18 protein-coding genes and 1 pseudogene are annotated in these 23042 nt (G+C 69.5%); 9 read left to right on the plus strand and 10 right to left on the minus strand.

The genetic code is table 11. From position 1 onward, the window contains the following. Window positions 1-55: 55 nt before the first annotated feature. The 3 genes and pseudogenes from NBG84_RS40495 to NBG84_RS05275 form a co-directional block, all read right to left on the minus strand. A complete protein-coding gene (locus NBG84_RS40495; protein WP_285366387.1) occupies window positions 56-184 on the minus strand; it encodes a hypothetical protein in 129 nt (42 codons plus the stop codon). Window positions 185-477: 293 nt separating this feature from the next. Continuing rightward, window positions 478-747 (minus strand): annotated as a pseudogene (locus NBG84_RS05270) (MmyB family transcriptional regulator); the annotation flags it as partial. 44 nt (window positions 748-791) lie between these two features. Then, entirely contained in the window at window positions 792-1349 is a 558-nt protein-coding gene (locus tag NBG84_RS05275) for a GNAT family N-acetyltransferase (RefSeq protein ID WP_250918088.1), read from the minus strand. Window positions 1350-1449: 100 nt separating this feature from the next. Between NBG84_RS05275 and NBG84_RS05280 the strand changes: the two genes are divergently transcribed. The 3 genes from NBG84_RS05280 (at window position 1450) to NBG84_RS05290 (ending at window position 4174) form a co-directional block, all read left to right on the plus strand. After that, window positions 1450-2025: a CDP-alcohol phosphatidyltransferase family protein gene (locus tag NBG84_RS05280; protein ID WP_250918089.1), complete on the plus strand. Its 576-nt coding sequence runs from the start codon at window positions 1450-1452 to the stop codon at window positions 2023-2025. Further along, the gene (locus NBG84_RS05285; protein ID WP_250918090.1) at window positions 2022-2888 is read left to right on the plus strand and encodes a phosphatidate cytidylyltransferase; all 867 of its coding nucleotides are present in this window, start codon (window positions 2022-2024) and stop codon (window positions 2886-2888) included. The genes NBG84_RS05280 and NBG84_RS05285 overlap by 4 nt, the downstream gene beginning before the upstream one ends. A gap of 104 nt (window positions 2889-2992) precedes the next feature. Then, on the plus strand, window positions 2993-4174 hold the full coding sequence (locus NBG84_RS05290; RefSeq protein WP_250918418.1) for a lysophospholipid acyltransferase family protein: 1182 nt from the start codon (window positions 2993-2995) through the stop codon (window positions 4172-4174). Between the two features lie 192 nt (window positions 4175-4366). Here the strand turns inward: NBG84_RS05290 and NBG84_RS05295 are convergent, their stop codons facing one another. After that, window positions 4367-4816, minus strand: coding sequence for a hypothetical protein (locus NBG84_RS05295; RefSeq protein ID WP_250918091.1), 450 nt, complete (start codon window positions 4814-4816; stop codon window positions 4367-4369). 162 nt (window positions 4817-4978) lie between these two features. On the opposite strand from NBG84_RS05295, the gene NBG84_RS05300 reads away from it, so the two are divergent. Together NBG84_RS05300 and NBG84_RS05305 are read left to right on the plus strand one after the other, a co-directional pair. Further along, on the plus strand, window positions 4979-5452 hold the full coding sequence (locus NBG84_RS05300) for an SRPBCC family protein (RefSeq protein WP_250918092.1): 474 nt from the start codon (window positions 4979-4981) through the stop codon (window positions 5450-5452). Continuing rightward, the gene (locus tag NBG84_RS05305; protein ID WP_250918093.1) at window positions 5449-5802 is read left to right on the plus strand and encodes an ArsR/SmtB family transcription factor; all 354 of its coding nucleotides are present in this window, start codon (window positions 5449-5451) and stop codon (window positions 5800-5802) included. Before NBG84_RS05300 ends, NBG84_RS05305 begins: the two co-directional genes overlap by 4 nt. Window positions 5803-5918: 116 nt before the next feature. Here NBG84_RS05305 and pruA read toward each other — a convergent pair whose 3' ends face one another. Together pruA and NBG84_RS05315 are read right to left on the minus strand one after the other, a co-directional pair. Then, window positions 5919-7559 carry an L-glutamate gamma-semialdehyde dehydrogenase gene (gene pruA / locus NBG84_RS05310; RefSeq protein ID WP_250918094.1) on the minus strand — a complete coding sequence of 547 codons (1641 nt, stop codon included), beginning with the start codon at window positions 7557-7559 and terminating at the stop codon, window positions 5919-5921. Between the two features lie 39 nt (window positions 7560-7598). Further along, the gene (locus NBG84_RS05315; RefSeq protein ID WP_250918095.1) at window positions 7599-8525 is read right to left on the minus strand and encodes a proline dehydrogenase family protein; all 927 of its coding nucleotides are present in this window, start codon (window positions 8523-8525) and stop codon (window positions 7599-7601) included. 177 nt (window positions 8526-8702) lie between these two features. Between NBG84_RS05315 and NBG84_RS05320 the strand changes: the two genes are divergently transcribed. The 4 genes from NBG84_RS05320 (at window position 8703) to NBG84_RS05335 (ending at window position 16920) form a co-directional block, all read left to right on the plus strand. After that, complete coding sequence (locus NBG84_RS05320; protein WP_250918096.1) at window positions 8703-9959, plus strand: PucR family transcriptional regulator; 1257 nt, start codon at window positions 8703-8705, stop codon at window positions 9957-9959. Between the two features lie 572 nt (window positions 9960-10531). After that, window positions 10532-11926 (plus strand): MFS transporter, encoded by a 1395-nt coding sequence (locus NBG84_RS05325; RefSeq protein ID WP_250918097.1) that lies wholly within the window; start codon window positions 10532-10534, stop codon window positions 11924-11926. Between the two features lie 1016 nt (window positions 11927-12942). After that, window positions 12943-15069: a peptidoglycan recognition protein family protein gene (locus NBG84_RS05330; RefSeq protein ID WP_250918098.1), complete on the plus strand. Its 2127-nt coding sequence runs from the start codon at window positions 12943-12945 to the stop codon at window positions 15067-15069. Continuing rightward, complete coding sequence (locus NBG84_RS05335) at window positions 15070-16920, plus strand: PhoX family protein (protein WP_250918099.1); 1851 nt, start codon at window positions 15070-15072, stop codon at window positions 16918-16920. A gap of 367 nt (window positions 16921-17287) precedes the next feature. Here the strand turns inward: NBG84_RS05335 and serA are convergent, their stop codons facing one another. From serA to NBG84_RS05355, 4 genes are all read right to left on the minus strand, one after another. Beyond that, window positions 17288-18886 carry a phosphoglycerate dehydrogenase gene (serA, locus tag NBG84_RS05340; protein WP_250918100.1) on the minus strand — a complete coding sequence of 533 codons (1599 nt, stop codon included), beginning with the start codon at window positions 18884-18886 and terminating at the stop codon, window positions 17288-17290. A gap of 313 nt (window positions 18887-19199) precedes the next feature. Continuing rightward, window positions 19200-20201, minus strand: coding sequence for a ketol-acid reductoisomerase (gene ilvC, locus NBG84_RS05345; RefSeq protein ID WP_250918101.1), 1002 nt, complete (start codon window positions 20199-20201; stop codon window positions 19200-19202). Between the two features lie 96 nt (window positions 20202-20297). Then, a complete protein-coding gene (ilvN, locus tag NBG84_RS05350) occupies window positions 20298-20822 on the minus strand; it encodes an acetolactate synthase small subunit (protein ID WP_250918419.1) in 525 nt (174 codons plus the stop codon). A 62-nt stretch (window positions 20823-20884) separates the two neighbouring features. Further along, window positions 20885-22744 (minus strand): acetolactate synthase large subunit, encoded by a 1860-nt coding sequence (locus NBG84_RS05355; protein WP_250918102.1) that lies wholly within the window; start codon window positions 22742-22744, stop codon window positions 20885-20887. Window positions 22745-23042 lie beyond the last annotated feature (298 nt).

Consider the following 23042-nt stretch of genomic DNA (forward strand, 5'->3'; position numbering starts at 1 on the left):
CGACCGGAGAGCGCACATCAGCCGCGGGCGACCCAGCCGGGTTCATCGGGGCGGTTCAGTGACCGGTGGAGCCGCCGTTGTCGCGGCGGTCGAGAGCGCGCTGAAGTGCGGCGGCCGCGTTCTTGCGGTCGGACTCACTGGCGTGGGAGGCATGGCGGACACGGCGGGCGGTCTCAGCGGGCATGGTGATCGACTCCTTGAGATCACGGAGATGTCGAGGTGCCGGTTGAGGCGGGGAGCGCGCCGCAGGGGTCGCCTGCCAAGGGCTGGAGCTCACGCACGCCATTCGCTTGATCAAGCGAGACGTTCGGCTCCTACCAAGCTAAGGGAGGTGGGCCTCGCTGTCTCTACAAATAGTCGGACTTCCTACTATCTGAGACGGCGATCATGGAATCCCCTGGTCAGCGCCGCGCACCTCCCAGGGCCTCAGGGAGATATCCGTTGAAGTCCCACCACGCGCAGTAGTTGGAGCCGCTCCTACGCCTCCGTGCCCGGTCGAGCGCTGTGGACGACCAGCAGCTGTCCAGGATCCGCGCTGAGCAGCAGCTCGCAGTCCAACTCCAGCAAGCCCGTCACCGGGTGCACAAACCTCTTGACCGACGTACGTCGGACAGCCACCTCATGGCGCTCCCAGAGCGCGGCGAACTCCGCGCTGTTCGTCCGGGGTTCGGCCACCAGGGCGGCGGGCCCCGGGTCATGGGGCCGAGCGGCTCGCACCGATCGCAGCTGGGCGACGAGAGCTCGGGCGGACACCCGGCTTCCGCGCCGCTCTGAACCGCCACGGTGGCGGTTCAGAGCACATCCCCGTCCCGCCAGTCGAAGACCAGCGCCTTGGACGGTTCCGGAAGCTTCTCGGCCGCGCTGCCGGCCCAGAGGAAGGTGGAGTCCTCCTCATCCGGCAGATGCACCACACCCGCCGGGCCGATCGCCTCGATGCGTCCGCGCCACAGCTGCCAGTCACGCGAACGGTAGAGCGCCGCGCCCGCGTCGGACGCGGAGAGCGCACCGAGGTCATAGGCCCGACCGATGACTCCCTCCAGCACCCCCATCACCAGGTCGCCGAGGCCCTGCCGCCGCAGCTCCGCCCGGACCGCGACGCCCTCGACGTATCCGACCCGGTACGAGCGCCCGCCGTGCATCACCCTGCGCATGATGACGCTGCCATGAGCGACGGGTGCGCCATCGGAGTCATACAGCACGGTATGGACCCCGCCGAGGCTGTGGTCCCAGTCCTCATCGCCGAAGTCCCCGCCGAAGGCCTTGTCCAGCAGATCGTGGATGGCGGCCAGTTCTTGGGGGGTGAACTCATGGGTGTGTGCGGTGCGGACCAGCCAGGTTGTCTCGGACATAACTCTGAGTCTCCCCGGTCTCACGGCTTACAGGTACTCATCAAGGAAGTGAGTATCCGGGTCGTGGTGGAGAACAAGCCATCGCTGGACAGTTGTGCGCATGAACGGCCTCTACTCCCTCAAGCCCTGGTACGCGGCCCGACTCTCCGGGGTCCGCGGCGCGCTCGTCCGCCGTGAGGTGTCGCCCGACACCCTGACGGCAGCCGGTGTGGTGTGCGCGGCCGGAGCGGCGGCAGCGCTCGCCTGGCTGCCCGTGCCGCTCGCCGCACTCCCGGTCGGTGTGCTGCTCGCGGCACGTCTGGCCTTCGCCAATCTCGATGGCGCCCTCGCTCGGGACACCGGGCGCACCACCCGGCGTGGCGCACTGCTCAATGAACTCGGCGACCGGGTGGCGGACTTGGTGGTGCTGGCCGGTTTCCTTAGCCTCGCTCCGCGGTGGCTGGTGGCGGTGGCGGCACTGGCCGCGACCCTTCCGTCATGGGTGTCGCTGGCGGGCGCCGCGGCCGGTGCGCCGCGCCGCAACGGCGGCCCGGTGGGTAAGACCGAGCGCTGTCTGTTGGTACTGGTCGCCGCGGCCACCGGGTGGGCCGTACCGGTGCTGATGGTCATCGCGGTGGGTTCGCTGCTCACCGCGCTGGTCCGGCTCGGCTGGCTCTGGAAGGAGTTGGCCCGATGAGCGGCTTCCTGGTGGTGGGCGATGCGATGGGCCGGGCCCTGCCGCTGGTCGCCGGTGCGCTCGGGGCCGGCGGTATCGCGGTGGCCGCGCTCCCCGCGCGGGTGCGGATGCGGGCTGAGCTGCGGCGCCGCTGGCGCACCTGGGCACTGACCGCCCCGGTGTTCTTGGGCTCGCTCTTCCTGGGCGCGGGCGGGGCGTTCGCGCTCGCGGCCGCCCTCGGGGTGATCGCGGTGGCCGAGTACACGCGGATGGCGGGGCTCCAGCGGACCGACCAGGTGGTGTTGACGGTGGCCGCCGTCGTACTGCCGGGTCTGGCCTGGCTCGCCCCGGCGGTGCTGGATCCACGCGCCGCAGCACTGCTGCTGCTCGTCGCGGCGCTGCCGCCCCTGCTGTCGGGGGATGCCGCCTCGGGCTTCACCCGGGTCGCTCGTTCCACCTTCGGACTGCTGTGGATTCCCCTCTCTCTGACGGGTCTGGTGGTGCTGGGGGAAACGGCGATCGCGGTGGGGCTCGCGGTGGCGCTGGGCGATGTGGGGGCCTGGTGCGGAGGTACGGCGCTCGGTCGGCGCGGGCCGCTGGCCCGGCCGCTCTCCCCGCTGTCACCCAACAAGACCTGGGCGGGGGTCGCCGGTTGCGCGGTGGCGACCGCGCTGGTGCTGTTTGCGGTCGGCGTCTTCACACCACTGCTGTGGGCGGCGGTGCTGGTGGGTTGCGTGCTGGGCGATCTGCTGGAGTCGATGGTCAAACGGGAGGCAGGAGTGAAGGACGCGGGGAGTTGGCTTCCCGGGTTCGGCGGCCTGCTGGACCGCATCGACTCGCTACTGCCCGCGCTGCTGCTGGCGATGGTGGTGGGCGCGCCATGAGGAGAAGCGGGCTGCTGAGCCGTAGGAGCCCCAGGACACCGGCGTCACCCAAGACATCCAAGCCCAGCAAACCCGTCAAGCCCGTCAACCCCACAGCCCCGGCCATGGGGGGCCGTCCGGCCCGGTCACGGGTGGCGTCGGTGCTCCGCCGTGCGCTGTGGTGGGGCGTTCTCACCCTCACGGGTGGGGTGGAGCGCCGTGGTCGGCTGCCGCGCGGTGGCTGTGTGGTGGTCGCCAACCACTCCTCCCACGCGGATACGGCGGCCCTGCTCGCCGCGCTCGACGCACGCCACACCCCGGTGTTGGGCGCGGCAGCCGACTACTGGTTCGCCTCGCCGTGGCGCAGCCGGATCTGCCGCCGGCTGGCTGCCGGCTTTCCGCTGCGGCGCACCGGCGGCGGGATGGCCGATCTGTTGTCGATGGCCGATGAGTTGAGGGCCGGTCGCGCGGTGGTCCTCTTCCCGGAAGGCACCCGTGGGGGGAACGGCGCCGCGGTGGGCGCCTTCCACCGCGGCGCTCTGGTACTCGCGGAGCAGGCCGGGGTGCCCGTGGTTCCGGTGGGGATCGCGGGTACCGATCGGCTGCTGCCCAAGCATGGGCGGCTGCGGTCGTCCCTGGTGAGGGTGCGCATAGGTGCGCCGCTACCGCCGACGGTCACCCCCGAGCAGGCCCGCGACGAGGTCGCCGCGCTGCACCGGCGTACCAACGCGGAATCGCTGCGGGACTCGCGGACCCGACGTTGGGTGGCGGCGCGGGCCGCGTCACGCTGGGGGTTGCTGATCGCCTTTGTCTGGGCCTTTGCCGAGGCACTGAGCTGGCCTTTGATGCCGGAGTTGCTGCTGGGCATCGCCTGTGTGGCCGCGCCCCGGGCGGCACCGCGCCTTTCGGCCACCGCCCTGGCGGGCAGCCTCGCGGGATCGCTGCTCGCCCTGCAAATCGCCGGTTCGGGCGCGGTGTTGCCCGCCCCGCTGACCACCGACCGGATGCGGGTCGAGGTCCGGCAGCAGTTGATCGTGGAGTCGGCGCAGGCGGTGCGACACCAGCCGTGGAACGGCATCCCCTTCAAGGTGTACGCGGCAGGGGCCGGGCGGGCCGATGTCCCGGCCGGTGAGTGGCTGGTGTCATCGGCGGCTGCCCGGGGGGCTCGGACGCTGACGGTGGGGTTGGCCTTTGCGGCACTGGGGCTGCTGCTGCGCCGGTACCGGAGGTTCTACGGCATCTATCTGGTACTGCTGGGCAGCGCCTTCACGGTCGGCCTGGCACTGATCGTGTCCAGCTGGCACTGACCGTGTCCGGCGGCACTGCTCATGTCCAGTCGACACTGACCGTGTCCGGCGCGACTGACCGTGTCCAGCCGGCACTGAACCAGACGCCCCGCGAGCTCACAGCGGCCCAGCGCGGCGGGCGAAGCGGCCAGCGCGGCGGCACAGGGCGCGGGGGATCCGGTGGATCGGTTCGCGCCCTCGGGGCAGGGCCCGTCAGCGCTGGGGGATGGACCAGAAGGGGCTGCGCAGGCCGATCGACTGGATATAGCCGCCGCTCAGCCCGGTGCCGTGGTTCACCCGGGACTCCGGTGGCAGATGGCGGGCGATCTCATCCCTTGGACGGCCGAAGAGGTCGACGCCTTCATGGACGACGGCCACCAGCGCGGGCGTCTTGGGCTCCGCTCCCGATGAGTCACGTGATATCCGAAGCAGTTCGACATATCCGAGCCGCTGGGCGTGCAGCCCTTCGGGCGCGCCCCAGACATCGATGGTGAGCCCCAGATACTCGCCGCTGAACGCCCACGCGGTTCCGCAGACAGAGCCGGGACGGATCGCGCAGATGCTCGATACGGCCCACTGAGCCGCGTGTTCGCTCATACCGAAGCGCAGCGTGCCGGCGTGATGCGGCAGCCGCACTCCGGTGCCGGGCAGAAGCTGGAACACGGCCCAAGTGTCCCACCGGTCAATGGAGTTGGACCTGTGGCTTCGAACAGTGTTCACAAGGTCACAGATCCAGCGGAACCACCAATTCGCAACCATCGGGTTGCACGTCACTCAGTGTCGTGCAACTCTGGAGTTGCACATCAAAGCGCTGAGGAGGCCGCCATGAGTGAAGACCACAGCACGGACCGGGACCGCATCGAGAGGGAGATCAGCATCGCCGCGCCGATCGAGCGCGTCTGGGCGGTGCTCACCGAACCGCAGCACGTCGGTACGTGGTTCGGCCAGGGGCAGCCCACCCCGGTCGACCTCCGTCCTGGCGGCACCATGCTCCTGGACCACGGGGAGCAGGGGCAGTTCCCGACGACCATCGTGGAGGTGGACCCGCCGCACCACTTCTCCTACCGCTGGGCGACCGCACACCCCGGCGAGCAGGCCGTCGACGGCAACTCCACCCTGGTTGAGTTCACCCTGGCCCCCGAGGGCGACGGCACCCGGCTGCGGGTGGTCGAGAGCGGATTCGCCTCGATCACCATCCCCGAGGACCGCAGGAGCTCGGCCTCGTACGAGGCCCATGAGGGCGGCTGGACCGAACAGACCGTCAATATCCGGAAGTACGCGGAGCAGATGGCGGCATGACGGAAGAAGGCGGGCGCGACCCGGGTGAGGACGCGGTCTCCGAGGTGCTCTCGGCACTGGCGGACCCCACCCGCCGCCGCATACTCGACGCCCTGGCCGCCCACGGCGGCCGGGCGACCGCCACCGTGCTGGCGTTGCAACTACCGGTGAGCCGGCAGGCGATCGTCAAACACCTCGGAGTGCTCACCCGGGCCGGCTTGGTCGTGGGCCACCGGGAGGGGCGCGAGGCGCGCTACACCGTTCTGCCCTCCCCGCTCACCAGCACGGCACGCTGGATGGACCGAGTGGCGTCGGACTGGGACAGCCGACTGTCAGCGATCAAGAACCTGGCGGAGTCCGATCATGACTAGCCGGCAGGAGACCGGTTGCGATCGCCTATGACCGTACGGGCTGGGTGGGCAGATGGAACCGCCCCCGTTCCGGCGTGGGGACTGGAACGGGGGCGGGCTCTGGGGGGCTGGGAAGATCAGCCCATGTGCGGATACGTGTAGTCGGTCGGCGCGACCAGCGTCTCCTTGATCGCGCGGGTCAGCGTCCAGCGCATCAGGTTCTGCGGGGCGCCCGCCTTGTCGTTGGTGCCCGAGGCACGCCCGCCGCCGAACGGCTGCTGGCCCACGACGGCGCCGGTCGACTTGTCGTTGATGTAGAAGTTGCCCGCGGCATACCGCAGCTTCTCCATCGTGTGCGCCGCCGCCGCCCGGTCATTGGCGATCACCGCGCCGGTCAGGGCGTAGTCCGAGACGGACTCCATCTGCTCCAGCATGGCGTCGTACTGGTCGGCGGAGCTGTCGTCGTAGACGTGCACGGCGAGGAACGGGCCGAAGTACTCCGTGGTGAAGACCTCATTGGCCGGATCGGAGCACTCCACGACCGTAGGACGGATGAAGTAGCCGACCGAGTCGTCATAGGTACCACCGGCGATGACAGTGCAGCTGTCATCGGCCTTGGCCCGGTCGATGGCGGCCTTGTTCTTGGCGAACGCCCGCTCGTCGATCACCGCACCGATGAAGTTCGACAGATCGGTGACATCGCCCATCGTGATCGCGTCGACCTCGGCAGCGAACTCCTCCTTGAAGCCGGAGTTCCAGATCGAGGCCGGGATGTACGCACGCGAGCTCGCCGAGCACTTCTGGCCCTGGAACTCGAACGAACCCCGGGTGAGCGCCGTTTTCAGCACGGCACGATCGGCGCTCGGGTGGGCGACGACGAAGTCCTTCCCACCGGTCTCGCCGACGATCCGCGGGTAGGAGCGGTACTTCTCGATGTTGTTGCCGACCGTCTTCCACAGGTGCTGGAAGGTGGGGGTCGAACCGGTGAAGTGGATACCGGCCAGATCGCGGTGGTTCAGCGCCACCTCGGACACGGCGATGCCGTCACCGGTCACCAGGTTGATGACGCCCTTGGGCAGCCCGGCCTCCTCAAGGAGCTGCATCAGCAGCACGGCCGAGTGGGTCTGCGTGGGGGACGGCTTCCAGACCACCACATTGCCCATCAGGGCCGGGGCGGTCGGCAGATTGCCGGCGATGGCGGTGAAGTTGAAGGGCGTGATCGCGTAGACGAAGCCCTCCAGGGGACGGTGGTCCATCCGGTTCCACACGCCCGGGGAGTTGGCCGGCGGCTGCTCGGCCAGGATCTCGCGGGCGTAGGCGACATTGAACCGCCAGAAGTCGATCAGCTCGCACGGGGTGTCGATCTCCGCCTGCTGCGCGGTCTTGGACTGTCCCAGCATGGTGGAGGCGGCCAGCGTCTCCCGCCAGGGGCCGGACAGCAGCTCGGCGGCGCGCAGGATGATCGCGGCGCGGTCGTCGAAGGACATCGCGCGCCAGGCGGGGGCCGCGGCGAGCGCGGCGTCGATGGCGTCCTGCGCGTCCTGCTCGGTGGCCCCGGCGAAGGTGCCGATCACAGCGGAGTGGTTGTGCGGCTGGACGACGTCGACACGCTCGCCGCCGCCCATCCGGCGTACGCCACCGATGGTCATCGGCAGCTCGATCGGGTTCTCGGCCAGCTCCTTGAGCTTGACCTCGAGCCGGGCCCGCTCGGGGCTGCCGGGCGCGTAGCCGTGGACCGGCTCATTGATCGGGGCGGGAACCTTGGTGACGGCGTCCATGGTGCCGACTCTCCTTAAGCAGTAGGTCAGTTGGGGGGTTCAGCCGCGGCTGACCAGCGAACGCAGGAAGAACGCCAGGTTGGCGGGGCGCTCCGCGAGGCGGCGGGTGAAGTACCCGTACCAGTCGGTGCCGTACGCGATGTAGACACGCATGCGATGGCCCTCGGCAGCCAGTCGGTGGTGCTCACCCTCACGGATGCCGTACAGCATCTGGAACTCGTAGTCGTCGAGCTTGCGGCCCGCCCGGCGGGCGAGTTCCTGGCTGATGGAGATGATGCGCGGGTCGTGGGACCCGATCATCGGGTATCCCTCGCCCTCCATCAGAATCCTCAAGCAGCGGATGTACGCCTTGTCGACCTCGGCCTTGTCCTGGATGGCGACGGACGCGGGCTCCTTGTAGGCGCCCTTGACCAGCCGGACCCGGGAGCCCGCCGCGGCCAGTGCGCGGCAGTCGTCCTCCGTGCGGAACAGGTACGACTGCACGACCGCCCCGGTGCGCGGGAAGCGCTCACGAAGCTCGGCGTGGATGGCCAGGGTCGAGTCGACCGTGGTGTGGTCCTCCATGTCGAGGGTAACCGTGGTGCCGATCCCGGCGGCGGCCTCGACGACCGGGAGGACGTTCTTCAGCGCCAGATCATGGCCACCGGGGAGCGCCTGACCGAAGGAGGAGAGCTTCACCGACAGCTCGGCGCGCTCACCGAGGCCGAGCGGCGTCAGCGCCTCGACCAGCTCCAGATAGGCGTCCCGGGCGCGCAGCGCCTCGGCGGGGTCGGTGATGTCCTCACCGAGCACATCGAGGGTGACTTCCAGGCCGCGAGCGGCGGTCTCCTCAATGACGGGGATGGTCTCCCGGACCGTCTCACCCGCGACGAAACGGTTCACCACGGGCTTGGTGACCGGGGCGGCCGAAACGATACGACGCATCCTGTCGCTGCGCGAAGCGGCGAGGATCACGGGACCCAGCACGGGGACCTCCTGGAAGTACGGGCACCGGGCCGAAGCGTTGGGGGCAACGCGTCTGCGACGGCACGAAGAACCACCGTGAAATCTAAGGATCGCTCCGATCCTCAGCCATCGACAGCTGTCACGCATCCGTGGCCGGGATCTCAGACATATGTCTGAAGGCCGTGCCAGAATGTCCAGATGAAGGGCGATTACCAGGAACTCGTCGATGAGATCTCGGCACTGCTGGCAGCTCCGGCAACACTGGAGAACCGCGATTTCGGGCTGATCGCCTTCGGTGCGCACGACAGCGAGGACGACAGCGCGATGGACCCGGTCAGGACCCGGTCCATCCTGACCAGAAAGTCCACCCCCGCGATCCGCGCCTGGTTCGAGGGCTTCGGCATCGCCCGGGCGACCGGCCCCGTCCGCATCCCCGCCGCCCCCGACGCCGGAGTGTTCCGCGACCGCGTCTGCCTCCCGGTACGCCATCGGGGCATCGTGCTCGGCTATGTCTGGCTCTTGGACACCACTCCCGGCCCCACCGACGCCCAGCTCACCGCGGCCATGGAGGTAGCGGAGCGCATCGGCACCCTGCTGGCCGACGAGGAACGAGCCGGCACGGACCTGTCCCGTGAGTTCCGCGCGGTGCTCACCGCGGAGCGCGGCTGGCAGTACGACATGGCGGTGGCAGCGCTACGGACCGCCCTCGGCGGCGGGGAACGAGGGGCCGACGGACCGCACGCGATGGTGTGTGTGACGCCCTGGCCCACCGGGGACGCCCCACCCGTACGGTCACTACCGGGGGCAGCGGCCCTGTGTACCCTGCCCGGGGAGAGCGCCGAGGCACCCCCGGCCGCCCCGGCGCCGTCCTCGGGCCCACCCAGCCGAGCCGGCGGCAGGAGCGGCGACCAGCCGCCCGATACGCGAGGCACCCGGCCGCCCACGGGCACACACGCGCTCGCCGTGCTCGTCAGGCTTCGGGCACTCGACACCCCCTCCCCCGCGCTCAGCGCCGCCGAACGGCTGCTGACCTCGGCGGACGGCGGCGCAACCGCCGGGATGGCCTCCCCGCGTCACGGCCTGACCGAGCTCACCGCCGCCTGGCGGGAAGCGGCCTCCGCCGCTCGGGCGGCCCGAGCGGCACCCCGGCTGGGACCCATTGCCCAGTGGGCGGGCATCGGGCCGTACCGCACCCTGACCGCCCTGCCCCGGGATCTACCACCCGACCCCGCCGTCATGCCCCTGCTCGACCCGTCCCACGCCGACCTCGTCCGTACGGCGGAGTTGTACCTCGACTGCGGCGGCCAGGCCAGCCGTACCGCCGCTGCCCTCGGCATCCATCGCCAGACGCTCTACTACCGGCTCTCCCGGGTCGAGCAGCTCACCGGACTCGACCTGGCCGAGGGCGAGGACCGGTTGCTGCTCCATATGGCCCTGAAGACGACCCGGCTCTGAGCAGGCGACGGCCACGCCCGCCGCTCCTCCCCGAGGCGATCGCGCGCTGAGGAGATCGACACTCCCGATGGCCCGGAATCTGGGCGCCCGCATCCTCGCGCCCGGGCTTCCGGGCTTCCGGGCTTCCGGGCTTCCGGGCTTCCGGGCTTCCGGGCTTCCGGGCTTCCGGGCTTCCGGGGGATTGTGACCGTACGGAGCTCGGTAGGGCGCGCTGGCCCGGTGGCACGGTGGCACCGCAGAACAAGGTCCACCAGGTTGTCGGAGCCTCACGGCAGCCCTTGGGCAGCGGGCCTTGAGTCCCCCGCTCGGTTTCCTGGCTTCTTGGCTGAGGCGTTTCCCAGCGGACTCGGCCCTCGTGTACGCCCGATGCGCCGTAGTGGCTGTCGCTCGCTTTCCGCGACACCGTCCTCCGTCACACCGTCAACCGGCGCCACTCCACCGCGCCTTCCCCGCAGCGATGCCCCCGAGGCCTTCTGGCTGTGACCTCCCCCCTCGCCCGACCGAGCCGCCGCACAGCCGTGCCCGGCCGTCGTCGCGCCCCACCGGCGCAGTGGGAGAAGGAGACCGCAAGCGTGAGGACACCTGTCGTCGCCTCCCGGACACGGGCACTGCTCGCCGTGTCCCTGGGTGTGTTCTGTGTACAGCTCGACGCGTTCGCCCTCCCCGTGGCGTTGCGGCGGTTGGTTCACGACCTACCGACATCGAGCGCGGACCCGGGATGGGTGCTGAGCGCCTATCTGCTGTCGTCGGGCACCTTCATGCTGGGCGCCGGCAGGCTGGGTGACCTCTGGGGCCGACGACGGCTGCTCATCGTCGGGTTGGCGCTGTTCGGCGCGGCCGCCGCGGGATGTGCGCTGGCGCCGACCCTGCCCGTACTCATCGGCGCCCGGGTGGTCCAGGGCGCGGGGGCGGCCCTGGTCATGCCGGTGGGGTTGGCCCTGTTGAGCCAGCGGTACCCGGGGGCGCTGCGGGGGCGGGCGATCGGGTGGGCGCTCGGGCTCGGCGGGATCGCCACCGCGTCCGGACCGTTCATCGGGGGCGCGGTCACCGAGGCATGGTCCTGGCGGGTGGTGTTCTGGTTGGCGGTGCCACTCACGGCGCTGGGCATCGGGTGTGCCGCGTCTTCCGCGGCACCCCGGAGCGCTGCCCGGGGTGGTACGAGCAGCCGGTGCGGGGCGCGGCCGGTCGACTGGCGGGGGCTGCTCCTGGCCACCGCCGCGTTGGGGGTCCTCGCCCTTGTCCTGGACCGTGGTCGGCAGGGGCGGTGGGATGCGGTCCTGTTCGGGCTGGTCGGCGTGGCGGCCCTGGTGATCTTGCTGGTCCGGCGGGAGCGAGCCACGGCACATCCGCTGGTGGCACCGGCCCTGTTCCGCAATGGACCGTTTATGGCCCTCACCCTCGGCGGGGCGGTCGCCAACACCGCGACGGTGGTCTTCCTCTACACGGTGCCCGGCACGCTCCAGGGGCAGTGGGCCCTCTCGGTCTCCGGCGCGGGCACCGCCTTCGCGCTGCCGGCGCTGGCGATGGCCGTGGCGGGGCCCGTCGCCGGGCGGATACCCGCACGACTGGCCGTCCGGTTGATGGCCGGGGCCCTGGGCGGGATGGCGGCGTTGTTCGGTTGCCTCGCCCAGGCCTCCTCGCTCACCGTCTATCTGACCGTGGCAACCATCGGTGGCGGGGTCCTGGGGATGGCGAACTCCTTGACGCTGGTGGCCACTCAGACGGCGATCGATCCGCTCTGGGCGGGTGAGGCGTCGGGAGTCACCAAGACGGTACTCACCCTGGCGGCGGGCCTGGGGATCACCCTGGCGGCATCAGCGAGCGGTCACAGCGATGGCATGGGCGCGCGGACACCACCGGACCAGATCTGGTGGATCACCGCCCTGGGGTGTCTCACCTCAGGGTTCCTCCTGGCCAGACTCCATCAGTGGGCCTCCGTCCGCCCCCGTCGACGGGGGCGCGCATAGCTGATTCATGCCCTGGCGACCCACACGGGACTCCCCGCGTCAGCCGGGACGGACTCCCCGGCTACGACGAAGAGCGCGAGAGCGAAGAACCCCCGGAGCAGGGAGGGCGATTCATCGCGCCGGAAGGGGAGATCCGGGTATCCGCCTTCCCCATCCCCTCGCTCCACCCGCGGTTTCGTTCACCCTCAAGCCGGTAGGCGTGAAATCCGTGCCGAAGGGAGCCGCGGAGATTTTCCCCTATCACTCGGCCTCCTCTCCCTTGACTTATCCCTCTCCGAACGGCCGTCTGGGGGCCATCGCACTGAATTTCGTCAGCGCATTCCCTGTCCGGTCGATCAGAAAGACACTCCGCACCGGTCGGCCGAATCGCATGTCAAACCCTCCAACCAAACAGCGCCACACTCACTCGCGCACCATCCGAGCGCAATTCCACCTCGGAAGGAACGATCGACCGAAACCGGCTGCGACGGTAGTGACCGGAGGAATTCCGGCTGAGCGGTCCGGAGCGATCCGCGCACATCGGATTCCGGCCCCGCTCGCCGGGAAGCGGAAAGACCCCACCGCGGCCCAGCAGCGCCATCGTCCACCTCGGGATCGCCGCCGCATCTCTGACGGGGCATCAAATCATGGCGGCACAGGCCCTTTCGGACACCAGGCCCCCTCCGAAGCGATACGGAAGGGCGGATGGGGCCAACCCGACAGCTGCACTCATATAAGTCAATGTCAAGCCACTGGCAGGACATTATTCCCAACCTACGCGCATCACTCACTCCACCCCGACGCCTCCCGTATGCGTAGCTCTTCCCGCATACCTACCCTCGACCATCAACCCCATTTCCGGCACTCTTCGCATTTACCATCCGCTGGGCGAGCGAAGGCATCGGGACGGCACTCCCGTTCAACCGGCCGCCATTCCGGAAATCGCAATCCCCTGGCGACCCTTTCTTGCCATCCAAAGGTCCAGACCTTTACTGTCCCCGGCTACGGATGATCACGTTGACGGGAGAGTCGCTTCTATGGCGATCGACATAAGACCGCGCTCGACTTGGGCGGACCGCGCGGCCGCCTCACCCAGTGGGCACGTACTGGCGCTGCCACTGATCCATGGGGAGGGCCTCGACGGCACCACGGCCCTGCGGATCGTGCGGGATCAGATCGCCGCCCCCGCACAGCCGGCCCAAGGCCGCGAATGGGCCCCCTGGAAGGGTGGAGTATTCATCCACCACATGGGTTCCATGTCCTTCTCGCCGAATTCCGAGGCGGAGTGCATCGAGGGGGTCGCAGACGTCTGGGGACAACATATGAGAAAGGACTACGGCGATATCGCCTACAACTTTCTCGTGTGCCCGCACGGAAAGATCTACGAGGGGCGCGGACTGGTACGCGGCGAGGCGAACGGCGGTGACGCACCGGCGACTTCCCGTACCAAGCAGGGTGAGATCTGGGTCAACGGCACCGGAGCGGTCGGACGCAACGCCGGCTTCTACTCCATCCTGGGAATGATCAAATCCTGGGATCAGCCGACCCAGGCGATGCTGAATTCGATAAAGAATCTGATCGGATATCTCCAAGGGGATGTCAGCTCACACATCCGGGCCGGCGCGAACATCTTCCCGCACTCGCACGGAGACAACACGGAATGCCCCGGCAATCTGACCCCGTACGCAAAGCTGGGCTCGGTCATCGACCCCGGGCGGCCCGCCCCGTCACCGGTCGTGTCGATCGTCCCGCGGGTGGCATGGGGCGCCCGTCCGCCGAGGGGTGAGTCCTCGGTACCGCTCTCCCAGCGCACCGGCTTCGCCGTGCACTACTCGGCGGGACCCGCCACCCAGTCCGTGCGATCGATCCAGAACTACCACATGGACGGCAGGAACTGGCCCGACATCGGCTACAACTTCCTGGTCGACAGGTTCGGCCGGGTCTATGAGGGCCGTGGCTGGCTCAGCATCGGCGCCCACGCCACCGGCTACAACACCACCCACATCGGCGTCTGCTTCATCGGCAGCAACGGAGACGCGACCCCGGCCGCCAAGAACGCCATCCGCGCGCTGTACTACGCCGCGAACCACAACGCCGGCCGCACGCTCCAAGCCACCTACCACGGCGCGATCGGATCGACCGCCTGCCCAGGCGCCGACCTGCGCAACTGGGTGATCAGCGGGCTCGCGGGGGACAACGTCCCCATCGAGGGCGGCGGTCCGCCCGGGGCCGGGGCCGGTGTCACACACGTCCGTTCCGTCTCCGCTCAGCAGCATGCGGTCAACCTCCTCGGCCACACACCGCTGCTCGTGGTCGACGGCTCCTTCGGCCCGGCCACCCTGGCCGGTGTGCGCTGGCTCCAGCGGAAGGTCGGCGTCGAGGCGGACGGCAACTGGGGACCGCTCACCGAAGCCGCGTACGTGGCCCACATCGGCGGAGGCACCGGCGGCGGGCTGACCCTCTACCGCTCCGTCAAGGCCCAGCAGCGCGCGGCCAACGCGCTCGGCTACACGCCGGCGCTCGTGGTCGACGGCTCCTTCGGCCCGGCCACCACGGCGGGCGTCCGCTGGCTCCAGACCAAGATCGGCGTCGAGGCGGACGGCAACTGGGGACCGGCGACGGAGAAGGCCTACCTCGCCCACACCGGCCAAGGCTCCAGCTCCGGCGGTATCTCCACGATCCGCTCGGTCTCCTACCAGCAGAACGCGGTCAACGGCCTCGGCTACACACCGGCCCTGGTCGTGGACGGCGCCTTCGGGCCGCTCACCCTGGCCGGTGTCCGCTGGCTCCAGACCAAGATCGGTGTGGACGCCGACGGCAACTGGGGTCCCAACACCGAGGCCGCGTACGGCAGATGGTCCGACGGCGAACGCCTCGTCGTGGACGGCAGCTTCGGCCCGGCCACCATCTCGGCCACCCAGCGGGCGATCGGTGTCGTACCGGACGGCGTCTGGGGCCCGGAGTCCAAGCGGGCGCTCCAGCGCCATCTCAACACCTGGTCAGACGCGGGCCTGGTGGTCGACGGCGCCATCGGACCCGGAACCGTCAAGGCCCTCCAGAACCATCTGAACAAGATGATCCGCGCCGGACTCCCCCTCGACGGGTCCTGGGGGCCCGCCACCAACCGAGCCCTACAGACCGCACTCAACCTGGAGAAGTTCTGAATGGGACAGCACCCGAACCCGTCGGCGGACAGGCAGCCGCAACCCTCCGTCGACCGGCCAACCGCCGCGTCCCGACGCACCGTTCTCGCCGGGGGCGCGCTCGCTGCCGCCGGCCTCATCGTCGCGTCCGCTCCGAGCGCTACGGCCGCGCCCGGGTTCCCGGCCGAAACCGGCGGCCACGGCGTGCTGCCCGCCTTCACCGCGGTGCCGGCCGGTGACGCCGACGCGCTCATCGTCCCCGAGGGCTTCCGGGCCGACACCATCGCCCGCTGGGGCGAGCCCCTGACGTCCTCCGCCCCGCCCTGGCGCCCCGGGCGGGTGGCCTCCGCGGCCGACCAGGCGCACCAGATCGGAAGCCACCACCACGGAGTGGGGTTCCTGCCCTTCGCCCGGAGCGGCAACACTCCCCCGCACGGCCTGCTGGTCCTGGCCCATGAGTCCGCCGACGCCGCGCTTACGGAGGGCGCGGCGCAGACGGCCATGGCAGCGCAGGGGGTGACCGTGGTCGCGGTGGCCGCCGGAAGGACCGCGAAGACCGCCTGGCGCACCGAGAGCTCCCGGTACAACCGGCGCATCACCGCGAACACCCCGGTCCGGCTCTCCGGCCCGGCCGCGGGCCGGGGCACGGCCCTCGGTGTGCTGGCCCCCGGCGCGGTCGACATCACTCCCTGGGGCACGGTGCTCGTGGCGGAGGAGAACGCCAACGCGTTCTTCGGCACCGACGACCGGACCTGGCGTCGCTCCGAGAGCGATGTCCGCGACGGTCTGGCCGCCAGCGGTTTCGGACACGCCTGGCACACCGAGAACCCCCGGTTCGACCTGGCCGACCGGCGCTCCCACCCCGAGCACTACGGCTGGATCGTGGAGATCGACGCCCGCGACCCGGCATCGGAGCCGATCAAGCGGACCGCCCTCGGGCGCTTCGCGCACGGCAGCGCGACGGTGTCCGAGACCGCCGGACGGATCATCGTCCACAGCACGGACGCGGAGGACGGCGAGTACCTGTACCGCTTCGTCGGCTCCGCACCCTGGCGCGAGCTACGCGCGCGGGGCAAGGACCCCTTGGACCACGGCACCCTCCAGGTCGCCCGGCTCTCCCCAGACGGCACCGGCGCATGGCTGCCGCTGGCGTACGGGAAGGGGCCGCTGACCGCGGAGAACGGCTGGCGGGACCAGGCCGATGTGCTCGTACGGGCCCGGCTCGCGGCCGATGCGCTCGGCGCGACACCGCTGGCCCGCCCCGAGCGGGTGGCGGTCGACCCGCTCGGCGGCGACGTCTATCTCGCCTTGGTGGGCGGGGAGGGCGGCGCCTCCTGCGGTGGCGCGGGCAGCGCCTGTGTCCCGGGCACGGGTCCTTACGGTGAGATCGTGCGCTGGCGCGGTGAGGGCGGCGACCCGGCCGCGAACGTGTTCGCGTGGGAGCGGTTCCTCACCGGCGGCGAGGACGACGCGGCGTCGGAAGGGGCGTTCGCGCACCCCAAGGGTCTGTGGTTCGACGCGGGCGGGCGGCTGTGGATCTCCACCGGCATTCCCGGCCGTCACCTCAACGGTCCTGACGGGCCCTACCGGTCGCTCGGCAACAACGCCCTGCTGGCGGCGGACACCCGCACCGGAACGGTCCAACGGTTCCTCACCGCGCCGCGCGGCGCCGAGGTGACCGGCGTGGCCACCTCGGCCGACGGTCGCACGCTGTTCGTCAACATCCAGCACCCCGGTCAGCGCACCTCCGCCTGGGGTGCGCCGAAGGCGGGCGACCCCGGGGCCGTCAGCTCCTGGCCGGACGGAAACCGAGGGTCCCGCCCCCGCTCGGCCACCGCGGTGATCCGGCACACCGGCACCCGGAACGGCTGAGGTACACCCCGTCATCCGGGCCGCTCGCCGGGAAACCCCCGGCGGGCGGCCCTGGCCTGGTGCGTCCCACCGGCCCGGGGACGGCAAGGCGCCGCGAAACCGGGGCCATAACGCTCGTTCCGCCGACCGCCTGGCCCGGCCCGGCTGAGGGTTCTGCCCCAACCGCCCTCGCTCCCCCGCCGAAGCACAGAACAGCCCTTCCTCGAAGGCCTCCATCCCCTGGGCACGGCCCGGCCGCCGGACGGCAACTCCCGCTCCCCAGCAGGCATATGACGGGTCAACAGATATGGCTCCCACCGTGACCGGGCACACATACCGCAGGGGCCCGACTCACGAGAGGTGAGTCGGGCCCCTGCGGTAGGAGAGGTCAGATCAGGTTGACCGAGCGGGCCGATACGGCGCCGATCTCTTCGGCGATCTCCGTGAGCACCGACTGCGGCACATCGTCATCCACCGTGAGTACGACAACGGCTTCGCCGCCCTCATGGGCACGGGACACCTGCATCCCCGCGATGTTCAGTCCGGCCTCACCGAGAATCCGGCCGACGGTGCCGACGACACCGGGGCGGTCCTGGTAGCGCAGCACCACCATGTGGTCGGCGAGCGCCAGATCGATGTCGTGGTCGCCGATCGCCACGATCTTCTGAAGGTGCTTGGGACCGGCGAGAGTGCCGGAGACCGCGACCTCCTCACCGCCCGAGAGGGTGCCGCGCACGGTGACGACATTGCGGTGGTCCGGGGACTCCGAGCTGGTCGTCAGCCGTACCTCAACACCGCGCTCCTGTGCGAAGAGCGGAGCGTTGACATAGGAAACGGTCTCGTCGACGACGTCTTCGAACACGCCCTTGAGCGCTGATAGTTCCAGCACCTTGACGTCGTGCTGGGTGATCTCGCCGTACACCTCGACATCGAGACGGACCGCGACCTCGCCCGCGAGTGCGGTGAAGATGCGGCCGAGGCGCTCGGCGAGCGGCAGACCGGGCTTGACGTCCTCGGCGATCACGCCGCCCTGAACGTTGACCGCGTCCGGCACCAGCTCACCGGCGAGCGCGAGGCGCACGGAACGGGCGACGGCGACGCCGGCCTTCTCCTGTGCCTCGTCGGTGGACGCGCCGAGGTGCGGGGTACAGACGACCTGGTCGAACTGGAAGAGCGGGGAGTCGGTGCACGGCTCCTTCGCATACACATCGAGGCCCGCGCCCGCGACCCGGCCCTCCTTGAGCGCCGAGGCCAGCGCCTCCTCGTCGACGATGCCACCGCGGGCGGCGTTGACGATCCGCACGGTCGGCTTGACCTTGTGCAGCGCGTCGTCCCCGATGAGACCGAGGGTCTCGGGGGTCTTCGGCAGATGCACGGTGATGAAGTCGGCGACTTCCAGCAGCTCATCGAGGGTGAGCAGCTTGACGCCCATCTGGGCGGCGCGGGCGGGCTGAACATAGGGGTCGTACGCGACGATCTTCATACCGAAGGCCGACATCCGCTGGGCGACCAGCACACCGATACGGCCGAGGCCGACCACGCCGAGGACCTTCTCGCTCAGCTCGACGCCGGTGTACTTGGAGCGCTTCCACTCGCCGTTCTTCAGGGCGGTGTTGGCCTGGGGGATGTTGCGCGCGGTGGCGACGAGCAGGCCGCAGGCCAGCTCGGCGGCCGTGACGATGTTGGAGGTCGGTGCGTTGACGACCATGACGCCGGCCTTGGTGGCGGCGGACACGTCGACGTTGTCCAGGCCGACACCGGCGCGTGCGACGACGCGCAACTTCTTGGCGGCGGCGATGGCTTCGGCGTCGACCTTGGTCGCGGAACGCACCAGAATGGCGTCCACATCGGCGATGGCGGGGATCAACTCCGCACGGTCCGCACCGTTGCAGTGACGAATCTCAAAGTCAGGGCCGAGCGCATCCACGGTGGCGGGCGACAGCTCTTCAGCGATGAGTACGACTGGTTTCCGAGACGCAGTGCTCACGTGAGTCCTCACTAGTCCATTGCAGACGGCCGTCCCGACGGCCGCAGGCGGTGGAGGGGGCTAGCCGCGTGGAAGACGCACGACACTGTGGGCCTGACGCGAAGGTGTTGTTGAGAAGTGTAGTGGTGGATCGGGGTGTGTCTTGTGCCTTCTCGGCAGGATCACCCATCCGTGGCTGGACGAAGTGGAGAACCGCCCGGAGAGTCCCGGCGTGTCCGCGAGTGTCCGGGGCGCACACCGGTCGCTCTCGCGCCCGGGCGGTGCCATCACGGCGAAGGGCCGGGACACGGCAGTCCCGGCCCCCGCCTTCGGCTTACGCCTCGTCGTTGTCGACCCAGCTCATGAGCTTGCGAAGCTCCTTGCCCGTGGTCTCCAGCAGGTGGTTCTCATCCTGCGTCTTGTACTCGTTGTACTTCTTCAGACCGCTGTGGTACTCGTCCATCCAGTTACGGGCGAAGGTGCCGTCCTGGATCTCCGCGAGGATCTTCTTCATCTCGACCTTGGTCTGGTCGGTGATGATGCGGGGGCCGGTGATGTAGTCGCCCCACTCGGCGGTCTCGGAGACCGACCAGCGCATCTTCTCCAGGCCGCCCTCGTACATCAGGTCCACGATCAGCTTCAGCTCGTGGAGGCACTCGAAGTAGGCGATCTCCGGCTGGTAGCCAGCCTCGACCAGGGTCTCAAAGCCGGCCTTGACCAGCGCGGACGCACCGCCGCAGAGCACGGCCTGCTCGCCGAAGAGGTCGGTCTCGGTCTCTTCGGTGAAGGTGGTCTTGATCACGCCGGCACGGGTGCCGCCGATGCCCTTGGCGTACGACAGGGCCAGCTCGAAGCCCTTGCCGGTGGCGTCCTGCTCCACGGCGGCGATACACGGAACGCCGCGGCCTTCCTCGTACTGGCGGCGGACCAGGTGGCCAGGGCCCTTCGGGGCGACCATGGCGACGTCGACACCGGCCGGGGGCTTGATGAAGCCGAAGCGGATGTTGAGGCCGTGACCGAAGAACAGCGCGTCGCCGTCCTTGAGGTTCGGGGCGATGGACTCCTCGTAGACCTGGGCCTGGATCGGGTCCGGCGTGAGGATCATGATGACGTCGGCCTCGGCGGAAGCCTCGGCGACGGTCACCACCCGCAGACCCTGCTCCTCGGCCTTCGCCTTGGACTTGGAACCCTCGTGCAGACCGACGCGGACGTCCACGCCGGAGTCACGGAGCGACAGGGCGTGGGCGTGGCCCTGGCTGCCGTAGCCGATGACCGCGACCTTGCGGTTCTGAATGATGGACAGGTCGGCATCGTCGTCGTAGAACAGCTCGGCCACTGGAATGTCTCCTTGGTGTGCAGGTTGTGCGTCCCACCGTACGGCGGGAGGGCGCGGGGAGGTTTTCGGGTCTCGCTATGCGAGCCGGAGCGAGGGTCAGGCGCTGCGGTCGAGGGCGCGCAGCGACCGGTCGGTGATGGACCGGGCGCCACGCCCTATGGCGATCGTGCCGGACTGCACCAGCTCCTTGATGCCGAACTGCTCCAGCATCTTGAGCATGGCCTCCAGCTTGTCACTCGATCCGGTGGCCTCGATGGTGACCGCCTCGGGTGAGACGTCCACGGTCTTGGCACGGAACAGCTGGACGATCTCGACGATCTGGGAACGGGTCTCGTTGTCGGCGCGGACCTTCACCAGCACGAGTTCGCGCTGGATGGCGTTGGCCGGCTCCAGTTCGACGATCTTCAGGACGTTGACGAGCTTGTTGAGCTGCTTGGTCACCTGCTCCAGCGGCAGTTCCTCGACATTGACCACGATGGTGATGCGGGAGATGTCGGGGTGTTCGGTCACGCCGACGGCGAGCGAGTCGATGTTGAAGCCGCGGCGGGAGAAGAGGGCGGCGATCCGGGCCAGGATGCCGGGGGTGTTCTGCACCAGGACGGAGAGCGTGTGCTTCGACATATGCGTGTGCGCCGGGTTGTTGTAGGAGGTCATCGGAGTCGGTCTCTCTTCTGCTCGCTCGCTCAGTCGTCTTCGTTGTCGCCGAAGTCGGGGCGGACGCCACGGGCGGCCATGACCTCGTCGTTGGAGGTGCCGGCGGCCACCATCGGCCAGACCATCGCGTCCTCGTGGACGATGAAGTCGATGACCACGGGACGGTCGTTGATGGCGTTGGCCTCCGCGATGACCTTGTCGAGGTCGTCGGGGGACTCACAGCGGATCGCGTAACAGCCCATCGCTTCCGAGAGCTTGACGAAGTCGGGGACACGAGTGCCGCCGCTGGGCTCACTGCCGCCCTCTCCGGTGCCGGAGTGCAGGACGGTGTTGGAGTAGCGCTGGTTGTAGAACAGCGTCTGCCACTGGCGGACCATCCCGAGCGCGCCGTTGTTGATGATGGCGACCTTGATCGGGATGTTGTTCAGCGCGCAGGTGGTGAGTTCCTGATTGGTCATCTGGAAGCAGCCGTCACCGTCGATCGCCCAGACCGTGCGCTCGGGGGAGCCGGCCTTCGCGCCCATGGCGGCCGGGACCGCGTATCCCATGGTTCCGGCGCCGCCCGAGTTCAGCCAGGTGGCGGGCTTCTCGTAGTCGATGAAGTGGGCGGCCCACATCTGGTGCTGGCCGACCCCGGCGGCGTAGATCGTGTCTTCGGGGGCGAGCTGACCGATGCGCTGGATGACCTGCTGCGGGGAGAGGCTGCCGTCCGCCGGCTGGTCGTAGCCGAGGGGGTAGGTCTCGCGCCAGCGGTTGAGGTCCTTCCACCAGGCGCTGTAGTCGCCGATGTGGCCCTCGCTGTGCTCTGCCTGGACGGCCTGGACCAGATCGGCGATGACCTCACGGGCGTCACCCACGATCGGCACGTCGGCGGCTCGGTTCTTCCCGATCTCGGCGGGGTCGATGTCAGCGTGGACGACCTTGGCGTACGGGGCGAAGCTGTCGAGTTTGCCGGTGACCCGGTCATCGAAGCGGGCACCGAGGGCGATGAGCAGATCGGCCTTCTGGAGCGCGGTGACCGCGGTCACCGCGCCATGCATACCGGGCATGCCCACATGCAGCTCATGGCTGTCGGGGAAGGCCCCCAGCGCCATCAGGGTGGTGGTGACGGGTGCCCCGGTCAGCTCGGCGAGGACCTTCAGTTCAGCGGTGGCGTGCGCCTTGAGAACACCGCCGCCGACATAGAGGACGGGACGCTTGGCCTGGACGATCAGCTTGGCGGCTTCCCGGATCTGCTTGGCGTGCGGCTTGGTCACCGGGCGGTAGCCGGGCAGGTCCAGGACGGGGGGCCAGCTGAAGGTGGTCTGGGCCTGGAGGGCGTCCTTGGCGATGTCGACGAGGACGGGGCCCGGCCGGCCGGTGGAGGCGATGTGGAAGGCCTCGGCGATCGTCCGCGGGATGTCCTCGGCCTTGGTGACCAGGAAGTTGTGCTTGGTGATCGGCATGGTGATGCCGACGATGTCCGCTTCCTGGAAGGCGTCGGTGCCGATCGCCTTGGAGGAGACCTGGCCGGTGATCGCGACCAGCGGGACGGAGTCCATATGGGCGTCGGCGATCGGGGTGACCAGGTTGGTGGCGCCCGGTCCCGAGGTGGCCATGCAGACCCCGACCTTGCCGGTGGCCTGGGCGTACCCGGTGGCCGCGTGGCCCGCGCCCTGCTCGTGGCGGACCAGGATGTGACGGACCTTGGTGGAGTCCATCATCGGGTCGTACGCGGGGAGGATGGCGCCGCCGGGGATACCGAAGACGGTGTCCGCCCCCACTTCCTCAAGAGAGCGAATGAGGGACTTGGCGCCCGTGACGTGCTCGACTGCGGGGGTGGAGTGTCCGACAGTTCGGGCCCGCGGCTGCGGATGGTGGGCCCCGGTGGCCTGCTCGGTCATCGGCATTCTCTTCTCAAAGCTGAGGGCTGACGCTGAGGTTGCTGCGATCGGTCTGCGAGGTGTTGCTGAGCGTGGTGAGGGCCGGGCCATGGATCTCGCCGGGCTGAGCCGCCTCCGTGTGGGCCCTGGGGCCCTGCGGAAGGTCTGCGATCTTGCCGAGGTTTCTACGGAATGGCTGATTTTTTATGGGCTTGCATTTGATTACTGCCAGTTACTACTTATGGGGCTGTCTTGCTCAGGATTTCACGGGTGTCGCTAGAGCATCCACCGGGTCCTGCTGGTGGATTTTGCGGTGAATTCTCAC

Source organism: Streptomyces albipurpureus, assembly GCF_023701525.1.
Classification (GTDB): Bacteria; Actinomycetota; Actinomycetes; order Streptomycetales; family Streptomycetaceae; genus Streptomyces; species Streptomyces albipurpureus.

What these genes read in the sequence shown, in the direction of transcription:
- NBG84_RS40495 (WP_285366387.1), bottom strand. Translation starts at nt 184, where the DNA reads ATGCCCGCTGAGACCGCCCGCCGTGTCCGCCATGCCTCCCACGCCAGT.
- NBG84_RS05275 (WP_250918088.1), bottom strand. Translation starts at nt 1,349, where the DNA reads ATGTCCGAGACAACCTGGCTGGTCCGCACCGCACACACCCATGAGTTC.
- NBG84_RS05280 (WP_250918089.1), top strand. Translation starts at nt 1,450, where the DNA reads ATGAACGGCCTCTACTCCCTCAAGCCCTGGTACGCGGCCCGACTCTCC.
- NBG84_RS05285 (WP_250918090.1), top strand. Translation starts at nt 2,022, where the DNA reads ATGAGCGGCTTCCTGGTGGTGGGCGATGCGATGGGCCGGGCCCTGCCG.
- NBG84_RS05290 (WP_250918418.1), top strand. Translation starts at nt 2,993, where the DNA reads ATGGGGGGCCGTCCGGCCCGGTCACGGGTGGCGTCGGTGCTCCGCCGT.
- NBG84_RS05300 (WP_250918092.1), top strand. Translation starts at nt 4,979, where the DNA reads ATGAGTGAAGACCACAGCACGGACCGGGACCGCATCGAGAGGGAGATC.
- NBG84_RS05305 (WP_250918093.1), top strand. Translation starts at nt 5,449, where the DNA reads ATGACGGAAGAAGGCGGGCGCGACCCGGGTGAGGACGCGGTCTCCGAG.
- pruA (WP_250918094.1), bottom strand. Translation starts at nt 7,559, where the DNA reads ATGGACGCCGTCACCAAGGTTCCCGCCCCGATCAATGAGCCGGTCCAC.
- NBG84_RS05320 (WP_250918096.1), top strand. Translation starts at nt 8,703, where the DNA reads ATGAAGGGCGATTACCAGGAACTCGTCGATGAGATCTCGGCACTGCTG.
- NBG84_RS05330 (WP_250918098.1), top strand. Translation starts at nt 12,943, where the DNA reads ATGGCGATCGACATAAGACCGCGCTCGACTTGGGCGGACCGCGCGGCC.
- NBG84_RS05335 (WP_250918099.1), top strand. Translation starts at nt 15,070, where the DNA reads ATGGGACAGCACCCGAACCCGTCGGCGGACAGGCAGCCGCAACCCTCC.
- ilvN (WP_250918419.1), bottom strand. Translation starts at nt 20,822, where the DNA reads ATGTCGAAGCACACGCTCTCCGTCCTGGTGCAGAACACCCCCGGCATC.
- NBG84_RS05355 (WP_250918102.1), bottom strand. Translation starts at nt 22,744, where the DNA reads ATGCCGATGACCGAGCAGGCCACCGGGGCCCACCATCCGCAGCCGCGG.